The organism is Methylobacillus pratensis (assembly GCF_054072455.1).
Map to the genome: position 1 here is coordinate 189,503 of NZ_JBSUSR010000003.1, position 14,464 is coordinate 203,966.

The window sequence follows — 14,464 nt, forward strand, 5'->3', positions numbered from 1 at the left end:
GCGATAAAAAGATTGTGAACGGGTTCCAGGAGCCAGCATGAAGTTACCCAGCCTCAACACGCAGATATTGCTAGGCGCAGTATTGGGTGTTGCGCTGGGGCTGCTGTTGGCCAGCCTGGACCCAGGCTCGACCGCCCAGGAGGCGGGCCTGTACGCCAGCACCATGGCAGGCGGCGTTTTCATCGCCCTGCTCAAGATGGTGCTGGTGCCCTTGCTGTTCACTTCGATCGTCGTGGGGGTCGCCAGCTTGCAGGCGCACCAGCAGATGCACCGCGTCTGGATTTCCACCCTCGTGTTCTTCAGCATATCCATGGCGATTGCCGTGCTGCTGGGATTGGTGGCGACCAATATCTTCAAGCCCGGCGCCGGTATGCACCTCGGCATGTTTGCCGATACCATGCAGAATTTCCACAGTGAAAAGCTGACGGTAGGCGAGTTTTTCAGCAAATTCCTGCTCGGCCTGTTCCAGAACCCGTTTGCGGCACTGGCCCAGAGCAATGTGCTCGCCGTGGTGATTTTTGCCCTGATCGTCGGCATTGCCATCGTGATCGGCGGCGAGCGCTACCGTAATTTCCTCAATATCATGCAGGAAGCCTTCGACCTCGTGATGATGGTGGTCGGCTGGGTGATGCGCCTGGCGCCTATCGGCATCATGGCGTTGCTCACCAAGCTGGTGGCAACGCAAGATGCCAGCCTGTTCGCGAGCATGGGCGAGTTCATGCTGCTGGTCGTCGGCATTACCCTGGTGCACGGCGTGATCATCCTGCCCGGCATCCTCTACCTGGTGACGCGGGTAACGCCGTGGACTTTCTGGAAAGGCGCGCGGGACGCTCTGGTGACGGCGTTCGCCACCAGCTCGAGTTCCGCCACCATGCCGGTGACGATACGCTGCACCGAGCAGCAACTGGGGGTAAAGCGCGACATCGCTGGTTTTGTCGTGCCACTGGGAGCCACCATCAATATGGACGGCACGGCATTGTACGAAGCCTCGGCCGCGTTGTTCATCGCCAACCTGGCCGGGGTTGAACTTAATCTGGTTCAGCAGCTCATAGTGTTTTTCATGGCGATGCTGGCGTCGCTTGGCGCGCCGGGCATTCCCAGCGCGGGGATGGTGACCATGGTGATGGTGCTGCAATCGGTCGGCCTGCCGGCGGAAGCGATCGCGATCCTGCTGCCGATAGACCGCTTGCTCGACACCATACGCACGACGGTCAATGTCGAGGGCGACATGATAGGCAGCTTGATTGTGCAGGAAATTGTCTCGACTTCCGACCATAAACCTGTCGCAGGCCGATGATTTTGTATAGAATTGCCCGCGCTGTCATCCAAACCGGAACTGATACGTTATAAGAAGTGTGTCACTGATACTGGAAAAAGTGGCCGATTTAATTGATAATGTTTCTCAATTGAAAATAATGGGAAACAGGCAAGGTGCTCCGATGCAGCAACATCATATGAGCATAGTAAACAAGCCAAAAGCTGTAGGTTGTTGAGTAGTAACAAAAGAGAAGTTCTATAACACAAGCCACCTGGCTTATTTTAGATGAGGAAAGTAACTATGAAATCCAGCAAAATCGTCGCTCTGTTGTTCGCTTCACTGTTCTCTGGTTCCGTACTGGCAGCTGGCTGCTCGGTGGATGTCGAAGCTAACGACGCTATGCAATTCAATACCAAGAACATCGACATCGAAAAGAGCTGTAAAGAGTTCACCGTTAACCTGAAGCACACTGGCTCCCTGCCTAAGAACGTCATGGGCCACAACCTGGTAATCACCAAGACTGCCGACTTCAAGGGCGTGATGAACGATGGCGTTGGTGCTGGAGAAGCTGGTAACTTCGTCAAGGCTGGCGATGCTCGCGTGATTGCCCACACCAAGCTGGTTGGCGGCGGCGAGAAGGACAGCGTCAAGGTTGATGTCAGCAAGCTGACTGCAGGCGAAAAGTACACATTCTTCTGCTCCTTCCCTGGCCATGCCACTATGATGCGCGGTACTGTCACTGTTAAGTAATTCGCGATCAGGCAACAATCGTCAGATTGTTGGTGCATAAAAAGGCAGCTTTCGAGCTGCCTTTTTTGTATGCTTTTTAGGGGGGCAATGAAAAAAAGCAGCCATAGGCTGCTTTGGTCCGGGAGTGGGGAGCAGATTAGAATCTGTAAGTAATGTCCATCTGGTACAAGCTGAAGCTGTCGAGGTTAAGCGCGATATCGCTTTGTGATGCAGCGGCCGACAATTTTCCATTCTTGCGGTTGGCATGGCCGACAGAAAGGTTCACGACAACGTTGTCGCGCAAGAAATATTCACCCTTGAGAACAATGCCCTTCATATTAAGGCGTGAATCCATGAAGTCGGAATCGACGGTATTGGGATCCAGCGCGTAGATACCGACATCCTGATACCACAACCGGCTAGACCAGTCGCCATGCTTTGGCTGTTTGCCTTGTTGACTGGATAACCCGAGGCCAATCAACCAAGCCTTGTCGTCGTTACCGGCCGAACTGATCACGGCGCCCCTGCTTGCCGAGCTGGCGGTCGCTGCCGCAACGGCGGCTTCGTATCGGTCCTTCCCATCGAGGTTGGTGACATAGTCACTGAAGGCAGTCAGTTTCATGCTGTCATTGAGCTTGAACACGAGCTCTGCCGGGATTTCGATGGTGCGGATATCGTTGGTTGCCGTCGTGACCGTGCCCAGGCTCACTCCACGGCCCGAATCGCTGCCTAGGCCGGGCACAAATGGCGCGGCACCCGGCGCATGGTCGTTGGAGAACTTGGTGAACGTGAGCGCTGCCTTGGCCGACACCCTGTCGTTGATGTCAAATTTGGCACCGCCCTGAAATGCCATCAAGTCGTTGGTGACCCTGTCATTGTTGATGATGGTGAAATCCTGGCGGTCGCCGATGTATTGGGATTGTGCAAAATTGGCAAACAGGTTCACCTTGCCCCACTGGTACTCGAGCTTTTCAACCAGCCCTTCAAAGGTCAGGTCGCCATCCCATACCATGGGGGTAGTATAGAGCGGATTGGCAACGCGGCCTGCCTCCACCTTCAACCAATCCGTGACCTTCCAACCCAGCAGCGCACGCTTGACGTATACGGTTTCCTTGGTGTTCGAGCCATTGGAGCTGTTGGCCGCATTCCCGAATGTCGAGTTGTCCGAGCGGCCGTTAGCGCCCATGGATAAAGCGATATCCGAATAGAAATCGCCGGCGCTGGTCTTGACGCCGAGCACCAGCTTGTAACGGCCACGCTCGCGATCCTCGCTGATGTTGGCCGAGTCCTCGCCGCGACGAAGCTCGTAACGCGCGCGGATATCGCCGTATACGGTGGCATTGTCGATGGCATCGGAAATCGTGATCTTGCCCCCCGACTTGACGGCTTTTTCAATTGCCTTGTCCTCGCTGGCTTTTTCACCTTCGCGACCTTTGCTCAGTAGCTTGCCTTCTTCTTCGGTCAATACGCCTTTGGCGACCAGCGCGTTGACGAGGTCGATCGTGGAGTCTGCCATGGCTGACAGGCTGGTGGTCATCATTGCAGCGATGGGCAACATACGAAATAGTTTCATGCTTTCCTCTTTGCTTGGGGTTGATATGGCGGAGCAATGAGGCGGCATTATTGGTACCGAATATGACAATTCGGTGTCACAAGGCGGGGAAAAGACTAGAAAAGAGCTATTTTTACAATGACTTACAATAACGAAAAATTCATCATAGAGAATTTTTCGTTGCTAATTGTCTGCGGACAATAAAAAAGCGACAGCATATGCTGTCGCTTTGGCTGGTGATGATGGTGTGTTAGCGGTGATGGGACATCTTGTTCATGATCAGTGAGTAAGCTGCCGGTACCACCACCAACGTCAGCAGTGTGGAGGAGATCATGCCGCCGATCACGGCGATGGAAAGCGGGCCGTTGGTCTCCGCTCCCGCACCGAGCCCAAAGGCGGCAGGCAGCAGGGCCAGGATGATGGTCAGCGAGGTCATGAGCACCGGGCGCAGCCGGATGGGACAAGCCTCGCGCAATGCGTTATCCACCGATTTGCCTTCCTCATGCAACTGGTTGGTGAGGTCGATGAGCAGGATGGAGTTCTTCGCCACCAGGCCGATCAGTAATACCAGCCCGATCATCGAGAAGATATTGAGCGAGTTGTTGGTGACCCATAATGCAAACACGCCCCCGATAATCGCCAGGGGCTGCGCCAGCATGATGATCAACGGCTGCAGGAACGAGTTGAACTGGCTCGCGAGCACCATATAGAGCAGTACCAGCGCCAGGCCAAACGCGAATATCATGCTGCTCACGGTTTTCTGCAGCTCCTCTGCCTGGCCCACCAGGTTGAATTGGTATCCGGGCGGCAGTGTTTCCGCCGCCAGCCTGCGCACGTGCTCGACAGCGTCGCCCAACGGCATGATGGGGTTGGAATAGAGGCTGGCGGCATATTGCAGATCGAAGCGCCCGATCACGGCCGCGCCCAATGTCTGCTTGAAGCTTGCCACGCTGTCCAGGCGCACGAGTTCGCCCGTGCCGCTGCGCAGGTAGATCTTCTTCAGGTCGTCAGGGGTTTGCAGGCTGCCTTCCTTGGCCTTCAAGCGGATCTCGTAACGCTGGCCGTCGCCGGGCTCGTCATTGAAGTCGGCAATATCGATGCCGCCGGTGTACAGATTGAGCGCCGTGGCCACGTCGACAGCGGAAAGCCCGAGGCTGGCAGCGCGTATCCGGTCCACTTGCAGGGTAAGCTGGGGCAGGTCGAGGTCAAGGTCCAGGTCTACCTTGCCGATGCCGGGAATATCGCCCAATTTGCGCTGCATGGTCTTGCCCAGCTGGCTGACCTGCTCGAGGTTGGCGCCCGTGATGTTGAATTGCAGCTTCTCCGAGCGCTGTCCCCCGACGATAGCAACAGGCACGGGGAAGGCGCGTACGCCCGGAATCAGGTCCAGGTCGGCGCGGATGGCGCGTATCAATGCCTGCTGGCTCATGTCGCGTTCCCGCCGGTCCTTGAGGCGGATGCTGACCGTGCCTTTATTCACCTGGCCCTGCGCGCCCACGCCTATGGTGCCGAAATAGCTGGCGATCTGGGCGTCGTAGCGCTGCAATACCGCCTCCATTTTCTCCAGGCGGCTGTTGGTGTATTCAATGCTCGAGCCCAGGGGCGTGCGGAAGGAGATCAGGAAGCGGCCTTCGTCCGAGTCTGGGATGAATTCCTTTTGCACCTTGCCGAAGAAGAACCCGCTGCCGACGACGACCAGCAGGGTCAGCAGCATGACTTTCCAGCGGTGCCGCAGCGTCCATGCCAGCATGCCGGCGTAGATATGGTCCATGCGCTGGAAAAGGCGGTCCAGCCAGCCATAGAACCGCCCTTCGGGCTCGTGCGCTTTGAGATAGCGCGAGCACAGCATGGGGGTGAGCGTGAGCGAGACCAGCAGCGAGACCAATACGCCGAAGGTGACCACCACGGCAAACGATTTGAAAAACTTGCCGATGATGCCTTCCATGAAAATCACCGGGGCGAAAATACAGACCAGCGAGAAGGTGGCGGCGATCACGGCAAAAGCCACCTCGCGGCTGCCCGTGATGGCCGCCGCGCGGGCAATGACACCGGAATCGGCAGCTGGCTCCTGCTGCGCACGCAGGCTCAGGTGGCGGTATATGTTCTCGAGCACCACAATGGCGTCATCCACGACCACGCCGATCAGCAACAGCAAGGCCAGCAGCGTCATGGTGTTGAAGGTGAAGCCGGAGAAATACATGACCGTGACCGAGCCCAATAGCGACACCGGGATCGCCGTGGCGATGATCAAAGTGGAGCGGACGGAGCGCAGGAACAGCCAGACGATCAACGCCGCAAGCAGGGTGCCCTCGACCAGGTGCTCCTGCAAAGCGCCGACGATTTCCTCGATGAACAGCGCGTCATTGGTCGAAATGTCCAGCGTCATGCCGGGCGGCAGGCTGGGACGGATTTCCTCGTCCAGCTTGCGCAGCACTTCATCGATGATCGCCACGGTGTTGGCGTTGGAGACCTTGACGATGCCAAGGCCCACCGCGGGTTTGCCCATATAGCGCGCCAATTGGCGGTAGTCGGCGATGCCGTCTTCCAGTTCCGCAACCTGCTTGAGCTTGATGACGGCGCCGTCGCGATAGGCCACGATCATTTCAGCCATGTCGCGCAGGTTGTGGTATTCCATGTCCAGCTTCATGAGGTATTCCGCATTGCTGCCCACCAGGAAGCCGCCGGGCAGTTGCACATGCTCGCGCTTGAACGCATCGATCAAGTCGGTGGCGGTGATGCTGTAGGCCGCCATGCGCTCGGGCAGCACGTTGACGCGGATGGTGCGGTCGCGTCGCCCGCCCAGGCGCACTTCGCCGACGCCGTTGATTGTCTCGAGCTTTTTCTTGAGGACGTTGAACCCGTACAGGTTGATTTGCTGGGTCGTACGGTCGCCGCGCAATGCCAGCCACATGATGGGCTGGGCATTGGTTTCCACTTTCTGCACCTGCGGCGGGTCGGCATCGTCCGGCAGGCGGCGCAGCACCTGGTTGACCTTGGCCTGCACCTCGTTGTAGGCCACGTCGATGTTTTTCTCGAGGCCGAAGGTAATGGTAATGACGGAAACGCCAGGCGAGGAGGAGGACTGGATATGTTCGATGCCAGGCGTGGTGTTGACCGAGGATTCGATGATGCTGGTGATGCTGGCATCGACGATGTCCGGGTTGGCCCCGGTCAAGGTGGTGGTGATCGAGATGACCGGGAATTCGATGTAGGGCAGGCGGTCCACCCCGATGCGCTGGTAGCTGATGATGCCCAGCAGAACCAGCAAGCCGGATACCATCCACGCCAGTACATGGCGCTTGATCGATATTTCCGGCAAGGTCATGGCTGGTCCTGTTGCGAATGGGCCTGGATTTGTACGCGGGTCTGGTTCGTGAGGAAGGCCGCGCCATCGACGGCAATGGTTTCACCGGTTTCCAGGCCCTCGGTGATCTGGATGCGTCCGTCCTGGTAGATGCCGGTCTTGACGACGCGCTGGTGTGCCACATCGTCCTTGATCACATAGACCACTTCGCCGGCCGGCCGCAGTACGATGCTTTGTTCCGGCACCACGAGCGCGGTAGGATACTCGCCGAGAATGATGTCGCCCGTGACGCTGGCACCCGATTGCCACCCGGGTTGGTCGACAATGTCCACGAGCACGTCGATTGCGCGGTTATTGCTGCCGATGACGGGCTTGAACTCGCGCAATACGCCTTCCGCTTCCTCATCGGCGGTCGGTGTCTTCAGCCTGACCTTTAGCCCGGGCTTGAGCTTGGTGCCCAGGCTTTCAGGGAACGGCAGGTGGGCGCGCAGGCGCTGGTTGCTGATGATCTGCAGGAGGGGGTCGCCAACCTTGACGTAATCGCCGGGCGATACGATTTGTTTCTCCACCTTGCCATCGATGGGGGAAAGCAGCCGGGTCTTGCTGCTGTTGTGCGTGATCGTGTCCAGGCGGGATCGTGCGCCCTCGAGCTGGCGCTTCAAGGCGATTTTCTGCGTTTCCAGCTCGTCCAGGGCGTTTTGCGAAATGAAGTTCTTCTCTACCAGCTTCTGGTTGCGCTCCACATTGCGCTGCTGGTTGAGCAGCAATGCCTCCAGCCGCGCGACCTCGCTTTCCGCCTCGCGCTGCTGCAGGTTGTAGTCCTGTGGGTCCAGCAGGGCGATGACTTCGCCCTTCTTGACCACTTGGCCGGGGCGGGCCAGTATTTTCAAGACGCGTGCGGGCACTTCCGCCGCGACGGTGGGGTCCATGATGCCTTCCAGCGTGCCGATGGATTGCTCGCGGATCTCCAGCCGGGCAGTTTCCACAGCGGTAACGCTGACCAACGGTAGAGAGGCCGGTTTTGCCGCCTCTTCATTCTTGCTGCAAGCGCTGTTCAATACGGATAACAGGGCCAGCAATGCGAAGACCCCTGAACGATAGACTGACATTTATTCTAATTTTCCTGATTGAATGCTAAGCATATGCTGGTTGCTCTATCCAGCCAGGGCGCTGTTCAAACTGATGCAGCTCTGTTGCTTCTGTGCTTAAAATTCAGCAGTTTATACCGGTTTTGCCCGTTGTTGTCAGATTCGGCAAGAGGTTTGCTACGGATGCCCAATCGAAATGAGGGCCGGGGTCGGTCTTGCGGCCGGGGGCGATATCGGAGTGGCCGACAATATCGCGAATGGGATAGTGGGAGGTTAATAGCCTGAGCAAAGCATGCAGCGTTGCATATTGTGCCGCCGTGAAAGCCTCGGCATCACTGCCTTCCAATTCGATGCCGATGGAAAAGTCATTGCAACGTTCCCGGCCCTGCCAGCTTGATGCTCCTGCGTGCCAGGCCCTTGCTTCGCAAGGGACAAACTGTTGCAGCCTGCCGTCGCGCCCGATGACGAAGTGGGCTGACACTTTCAGCTGGTGTATGTCGGCGTAATAGGGGTGCTCATCGGGGTCAAGCCGGTTGGTGAACAATTGCGTAATGCCTGGGCCGCCATATTCCCCAGGCGGCAGGCTGATGTTGTGGATGACGACCAGGCAGATGTCGGCATCGGCGGGACGCGCATCAAAATTCGGCGAGGCAACGAACTCGGCTCCTGCCACCAGGCCGTACCGGTCAATGGATAGGCTTGTTTCCATCGCGGATCAATCGCTATCCTTGCTCAGGCCAAGCTTGCTGAGGCGGTAGCGGAAGGTGCGGAAGCTGACGCCCAGCAGTTTGGCGGCAGCGGTCTTGTTGTGCTGGGTTTTTTCCAGGGCGTTGAGAATGGCCGTCTTTTCGATGTGCTCCAGGTAGTCAGGCAGCGGCAGGCCTTCGTCCTCCAAGGCTGCCCCGGCAGGGGATGCAGGGGAGCTGGCGTCCTGGTCGAGCAGCAGGTCATCAGCCGTGATGGTGCTGCCGTCACACAAGGCCAGCGCGCGCTCCAGCACATTCTCCAGTTCGCGTACGTTGCCCGGGAAGCTGTGCCTTGCCAGCATCTGGCTGGCCGCGGGGGATATTGCCGGCATGTCCCGGTTTTCTTCACGGCATTGCTTGGCAAGCAGGGCGTCGACGAGCAGGGGAATGTCTTCCTGCATCTCGCGCAGGGCGGGCAGCTTGAGTTCGATCACGTTCAGGCGGTAGTAGAGGTCCTGGCGGAACTCGCCACGCTCCATGAGCACGGACAGGTTCTTATGCGTGGCGCTGATGATGCGTACATCGACGCTTTCTTCCTGGGTGCCACCGACCATGCGCACCTTTTTTTCCTGGATGGCGCGCAACAGCTTGACCTGCATGGCAAGCGGCAAGTCGGCGACTTCGTCCAGGAACAGCGTGCCGCCCTTGGCGGCATGGAACATGCCTTCCTTGTCCTGAGCCGCGCCTGTGAAAGCGCCTTTCTTGTGGCCGAAAAACTCGCTTTCCATGAGGTTTTCCGGGATGGCGCCACAGTTCACAGCAATGAAAGGGCCGTCGCGGCGCGAGCCGTTCTGGTGTATCAGGCGGGCCGCCAGTTCCTTGCCGCTGCCGGATTCGCCGCTGATATAGACCGGGGCCTGGCTGCGCGACAGTTTTTCTATCATGCTGCGTACCTGCTTGATGGCGGTACTGTTGCCGATGAGCTTGAGGGTATCCGTGTCCTCGGTGGGGTTTGTCTGGTCTGCGGAAGATAGCTTGAGCGCGGATTGCACCAGCGGGCGCAGTTGCTTGAGCGAGATGGGCTTGGTCAGGTAGTCGAAGGCTCCGGCCTTGAGCGCGGAAACGGCATTCTCCGCGCTGCCGTAGGCGGTAATCACCGCGACCGGCAGGCCGGGATAGTCCTGTGCAATGTGCTTGACCAGGTCCAGCCCGCTACCATCCGGCAGGCGCATATCGGTGAGGCAGAGGCCGTATTGCCCCTGTTCCAGCAGGTGCCGGGCTTCGGTGAGTGTGCTGGCGCTATCCGCCCGGATATCCATGCGCTCCAGGGTCAATACCAGGAGTTCGCGGATATCGGTTTCGTCATCGACGACTAGGCAGGCGGGAAACGCACTCATGCAGGTTCAGTTTTCTCAATGTGGATAACAAACGAACAGCCTTGTTCAGCCGCGGCATGTTCAATGGTGGCGCCATTAGCTTCGCACAGTTCGCGAGCGATATAAAGCCCGAGGCCGGTGCCCGTGCTCTCTGTGGTAAAGAAAGGCTCGAACAGATGTGCCTGGGCGCTTTCGGGAATGCCCTTGCCATCGTCATGCACTTCGATCAGCCATTGCTGCGCTTCGCTGCGTAATGACAGCGTCAGGCTGCCATCATGTTGCCGGCTATGGCGCCAGCCGTTGCGGCACAGGTTCCACAATATCTGGTGCAGGTGTCGGTGGTCGAACGTGATCGTGGGCTCCCAAACGTCCGTGTCCAGCACGAAGCCCTGTGGCGGGATTTTCTCCACCTGGTAGAACTGGTCATGGAATTCGCGCAGGAAATCGGTCAGCCGGATTTCCTGCTGCTTGGTGCGGTCGCGGCGGTTCAGTTCCAGCACGTCCTTGATCATCTGCTCCATGCGCTGCACATTGTCGCTGATGATTTGCAGCATGCGTTGGTTCGCAGGGTCGTGGGATTCGTCTTCCTGCAATAATTGCGTCGCATGGCTGATGGCGCTCAAGGGGTTGCGGATCTCATGGGCGATGTTGGCGGTGAGGCGGCCTAGCGCGGCAAGCTTGAGTTGCTGCGCCTGGGTCTGCAATTGGCTCCAGTCTTGTATGAAGATGACGGTGCCCTGCGCATAGCTTTCCCCCACCGGCATGAGCTTGAGGCGCAGGTCGCGCTTGCTCAGGCTGAGTTTGATCAGGCCCTGCTGCCTGCCGTGGCCCTGCTGGTGCCAGCGCTGCAATAAGGTTGCAAGCTCGGGGGCGTACTCTGCCAGTGGCTGGTTGTTGCGCGCATTGGCCTGGATTCCCAGCAGGAAGTCAGCTTGGCGGTTGCGATGGCGCAGCGTGAGGACCTGGTCCACCACGATGACGCCGTCATCCATTTCCTGTGTCACCAGTTGATTGACCTGGGCCAGGTTTTCCAGGTCGATCCCGCGCTGCGACGCCAGCTGTGCATTCAGGCTGGCGCGCTTGCTGAAGCTATGGGCGAGCCATGCCGTGGCAAAGCAGCTGATGCTCAGCATGACCGCATGCGAATAGTCGCCGAAATCCTCATTCCAGATCAGCATCTGGTAGGACTGCTCGAGCAGCAGGCCTATGCTGGCAATCGCGGCATAAAACAGCGCGAGCCGCCCTTGGCTGATCAGGCTGGCGGCGGCAATCGTAATGATGAGCAACAGTCCCAGCCCGCTTTTGATGCCGCCGCTGGCATACATGAGCAGGATGATGAAACCGATATCCATGAGGGTCAGCAGCGAAAGCTGGACGCTGAAATTGGGTTTGCGCAGGACGTTCAGGCATAGCGCCAGGCAGCCGAAGCCCAGGTATGCCAGGGAGAAGCTGAGGTAAGCGGTAGGATTGTAGTTAAGCCAGATGCGCGCGTCCTGCAGCAGGAAATACGAGGCAAGGAAGACGATGCCAAGCAGGATGCGGTAAACCCCGAACAGGGCGAGCGGCTGCCAGAAGTCCGTGGCATGGATGCCGCCAGCTTTGGCAGGTTGCGCGGTCATGGCTGTTGTTGCTGGCGATGCGCATCCGAGCAGTAGTGCAATTCTCCGCTCTTGACGCTTTCACTCCTCGGCAGGTGCACCTGGCAGTGGGCGCATTGCACCATGTCTTCCGGGCTGTTGCGCGAAGGCGGCGGCTGGTCCACGCTGTTGCGGTAGTGCTTGAGAATGGCGTAGATCAGCCAGAATATAACGGCGAGAAGCAGCAGTTTCAGCATGATGCCCGGTAGGTGGGTAAAGGATGGAGTGATTGTAGCGAAAAGCAGCCCGGGTAACAAAATCAAACCTGTTATACTCAATCAAGATGGCTTATCTGGCCCGCGTGCCGCGGCACTAAATGCAATCAAAAGCATCCAAGCACTTCAATGGCGAGCACACAGGAACTTTCAAATTTTCTAGCGCAAATTGAGCGTCGGGCTTTCAAGCAGACGGCATATGCCGTGCGTGACGATCATGCCGCGATGGACATCGTGCAGGATGCCATGCTCAAGCTGGCGGAAAAGTATGCAAGCCGGCCAGTAGAGGAATACCCCATGCTGTTCCAGCGCATCCTGCAGAACACCATGAAGGATTACTGGCGCCGGCAGAAAGTACGGGGCATCTGGACGACGTTGCTCTCTTCGCTTGGCGTCAGCCAGCATGACGACGAAGAGCATGACCCGCTGGAAACCATGACCTCCGATAATGATCACGACAACCCGGAGCTGCAGTACGAGCAACAGGAAACAATCGCGATCATCGAAGCCGCGATAAAAAATCTGCCAACGCGTCAACGAGAAGCATTTATCATGCGTTACTGGGAAGATATGGATGTTGCTGAAACGGCGGCAGCCATGGGATGCTCGGAAGGGAGCGTCAAGACACATTGTTCCCGGGCGGTCCACGCATTGGCCGCCACGCTTGAAAAATACGGTTTTGCTAAGGAAGTGCTCGACAGGGCTGGGGGCGAGCGATGAATCACGAACAACAGTTTGCAAAAGAGATCGTCCGTCGACTGGACGAAACCACGGAAAATCTCGCGCCAGAGGTGGTGGACCGCCTCGTGGAAGCGCGACGACAAGCGCTCTTGCGCATGGCGGCGACCCATAGCCAGCAGCCGCAGGGCGGCGGGCTTATGGCGTTGGTCGGCAGCTACTTCCTCCAGCATCAACGCAGCTTGTCTTTGGTGGCCCTGATCGCGGCCGTGTTATTTACATTCGTTGTCACCCAGCAATTGACAGGGCACGGCCATGGCGAACATGGCGACGCCTTCCTGCTGGCTTCTGAACTTCCCCCCGAGGCATATCTTGATCCAGGCTTTTATTCATGGTTAAAACAGCAATAGCAGCCGGCCTGTTATTGCTTGCGATGACAGCAGTCGCTGAAACGGAATCACAGGAGCCCAGCTGGGCGCAACTGACCGAAAGCCAGCGCCAGGTATTGGCGCCCCTGGCGCAGGAGTGGGATATCCTCAGGCCGTGGCAGCGCGAAAGAATGCTGGATATTGCGCGCGACTACCCCAAGATGACGCCCGAGCAACAGCAGCGAGTGCAAAGGCGCTTGACGCACTGGAGCCGCATGACGCCCTACGAGCGGGAGAATGCGCGCAAGAAATACCAGGCTTACCAGAACCTGTCGCCCGAGAAAAAGGCGGCATTACGCAAGAAGTGGGAAGAGTACCAGCGCTTGCCTGAGGCCAAGCGCGAGGCATTGCGGCGCGAGAATCCCGACATCGATACCGGCCTGGAAGACCTGGACTGATCAGCGGCCTTTCCTGGCCGCACTGCGTTTGCAGGGCTTAAACTACCTGCGCTCCACCCAGTACAGCATGAAGATGCCTGCCGCCATGAACAGCAATGTCGGCATCACGGCGCTGAACAGGGGAGACCAGTCGTTGAGCAAGCCCAAGTGCACGAACACGCGGTTCAATACCTGATAGACAATGCCCAGCATGATGCCGGCAAAGATCTTGGTGCTGGCGGAGCTTGAGCGCTGTTGCAGGAAGCCGAAAGGCAGCGCCAGAATCACCATGACCAGGCAGGCCAGCGGATAGATCATCTTCGACCAGAGCGCGATCTGGTGGCGCGAGGTCTTCTGTTTGTTGCTCGCCAAGTGGTTGATGTAGAAATACAGATTCCAGGCCGACATTTTTTCCGGCACGACCAGCAGCACGTTCAGCAGCTCCGGGCGGATCAGGGATTGCCAGGTGGCTTCCTGGAACACGTTGGTACGGATTTTCTGCTCTTCAAAATGGGTTTGCGTCACCTGGTGCAGATTCCAGTTCTTGCCGTCGAAACTGCCGTCCTTCGCATTGCTGATGGTGCGCAGGCGAAATTCGTTGTCGAACTCGTAAATGTGGATATTCATCAATGAAGCGTCCGGCATGACGTTCTGCACATTGACGAAACTGTTGCCATCCTTGACCCACAGCCCTGAGCGGAAATCCTGCGCGACCACGGAATCCGTGGCCTGGATGCGGATGCGTTGCGCGGCCTTTTCGCTCAATGGCGCGATCAGTTCTCCCACCAGGAAGGTAATCACGGCAAACACCAATCCCACACGCAGCAGCGAGAATGCGATCTTGCGGATGGAAATGCCGCTCACGCGCAGGATGATGAGCTCCGAATAGCGCGAGAACTGGCCCAGCGCGTACATGGTGCCGACCAGCACCGCAACCGGCACCACCTCGTAGACGTGTCCCGGCGCGCTGAGCAATACGTACAGCAATACCTTGCTGATGCCGTAGCTGCCCTTGCCCAGGCTTTCCAGTTCCTGGATCAGGTCGAAGAAGGAAAACATCGCCAGCAAGGCCAGCATGATGAGCATGATGCTGGAGATGATTTCCTGTGCCAGGTAGCGGTTGAGTAATTTCATCG

Annotated in this window: 13 protein-coding genes; 5 read left to right on the forward strand and 8 right to left on the reverse strand. The window is 57.9% G+C overall.

The annotated features are described in order from the left end of the window. The first annotated feature begins 37 nt into the window (after window positions 1–37). Window positions 38–1,297 (forward strand): dicarboxylate/amino acid:cation symporter, encoded by a 1,260-nt coding sequence (locus tag ACW4YW_RS08300; RefSeq protein ID WP_457137153.1) that lies wholly within the window; start codon window positions 38–40, stop codon window positions 1,295–1,297. A gap of 261 nt (window positions 1,298–1,558) precedes the next feature. Then, on the forward strand, window positions 1,559–2,008 hold the full coding sequence (gene azu / locus ACW4YW_RS08305) for an azurin (RefSeq protein WP_457137154.1): 450 nt from the start codon (window positions 1,559–1,561) through the stop codon (window positions 2,006–2,008). Between the two features lie 136 nt (window positions 2,009–2,144). Here the strand turns inward: azu and ACW4YW_RS08310 are convergent, their stop codons facing one another. From ACW4YW_RS08310 to ACW4YW_RS08340, 7 genes are all read right to left on the reverse strand, one after another. Further along, on the reverse strand, window positions 2,145–3,560 hold the full coding sequence (locus ACW4YW_RS08310) for a putative porin (RefSeq protein ID WP_457137155.1): 1,416 nt from the start codon (window positions 3,558–3,560) through the stop codon (window positions 2,145–2,147). Window positions 3,561–3,789: 229 nt separating this feature from the next. Continuing rightward, complete coding sequence (locus tag ACW4YW_RS08315) at window positions 3,790–6,864, reverse strand: efflux RND transporter permease subunit (RefSeq protein WP_457137156.1); 3,075 nt, start codon at window positions 6,862–6,864, stop codon at window positions 3,790–3,792. Continuing rightward, a complete protein-coding gene (locus ACW4YW_RS08320) occupies window positions 6,861–7,952 on the reverse strand; it encodes an efflux RND transporter periplasmic adaptor subunit (RefSeq protein WP_457137157.1) in 1,092 nt (363 codons plus the stop codon). The genes ACW4YW_RS08315 and ACW4YW_RS08320 overlap by 4 nt, the downstream gene beginning before the upstream one ends. 103 nt (window positions 7,953–8,055) lie before the next feature. Beyond that, a complete protein-coding gene (gene ampD / locus ACW4YW_RS08325; RefSeq protein WP_457137158.1) occupies window positions 8,056–8,640 on the reverse strand; it encodes a 1,6-anhydro-N-acetylmuramyl-L-alanine amidase AmpD in 585 nt (194 codons plus the stop codon). A 6-nt stretch (window positions 8,641–8,646) separates the two neighbouring features. Then, the gene (locus ACW4YW_RS08330) at window positions 8,647–10,014 is read right to left on the reverse strand and encodes a sigma-54-dependent transcriptional regulator (protein ID WP_457137159.1); all 1,368 of its coding nucleotides are present in this window, start codon (window positions 10,012–10,014) and stop codon (window positions 8,647–8,649) included. After that, window positions 10,011–11,612, reverse strand: a complete 1,602-nt coding sequence (locus ACW4YW_RS08335) for a sensor histidine kinase (RefSeq protein WP_457137160.1) — start codon at window positions 11,610–11,612, stop codon at window positions 10,011–10,013. Before ACW4YW_RS08335 ends, ACW4YW_RS08330 begins: the two co-directional genes overlap by 4 nt. Further along, a complete protein-coding gene (locus ACW4YW_RS08340; protein WP_457137161.1) occupies window positions 11,609–11,827 on the reverse strand; it encodes a PP0621 family protein in 219 nt (72 codons plus the stop codon). Before ACW4YW_RS08340 ends, ACW4YW_RS08335 begins: the two co-directional genes overlap by 4 nt. Before the next feature lie 147 nt (window positions 11,828–11,974). Here ACW4YW_RS08340 and ACW4YW_RS08345 point away from each other — a divergent pair, with 147 nt between their 5' ends. The 3 genes from ACW4YW_RS08345 to ACW4YW_RS08355 are packed head-to-tail and all read left to right on the forward strand — an operon-like array spanning window position 11,975 to window position 13,349. Further along, window positions 11,975–12,565, forward strand: coding sequence for an RNA polymerase sigma factor (locus tag ACW4YW_RS08345; RefSeq protein ID WP_457137162.1), 591 nt, complete (start codon window positions 11,975–11,977; stop codon window positions 12,563–12,565). Continuing rightward, window positions 12,562–12,933 carry a DUF3619 family protein gene (locus ACW4YW_RS08350; RefSeq protein ID WP_457137163.1) on the forward strand — a complete coding sequence of 124 codons (372 nt, stop codon included), beginning with the start codon at window positions 12,562–12,564 and terminating at the stop codon, window positions 12,931–12,933. Before ACW4YW_RS08345 ends, ACW4YW_RS08350 begins: the two co-directional genes overlap by 4 nt. Next, window positions 12,915–13,349 (forward strand): DUF3106 domain-containing protein, encoded by a 435-nt coding sequence (locus ACW4YW_RS08355; protein ID WP_407994538.1) that lies wholly within the window; start codon window positions 12,915–12,917, stop codon window positions 13,347–13,349. The genes ACW4YW_RS08350 and ACW4YW_RS08355 overlap by 19 nt, the downstream gene beginning before the upstream one ends. A 42-nt stretch (window positions 13,350–13,391) precedes the next feature. On the opposite strand, the gene lptG is transcribed toward ACW4YW_RS08355, so the two are convergent. Then, window positions 13,392–14,462, reverse strand: coding sequence for an LPS export ABC transporter permease LptG (lptG, locus tag ACW4YW_RS08360; RefSeq protein WP_457137164.1), 1,071 nt, complete (start codon window positions 14,460–14,462; stop codon window positions 13,392–13,394). Between the last annotated feature and the right edge of the window lie 2 nt (window positions 14,463–14,464).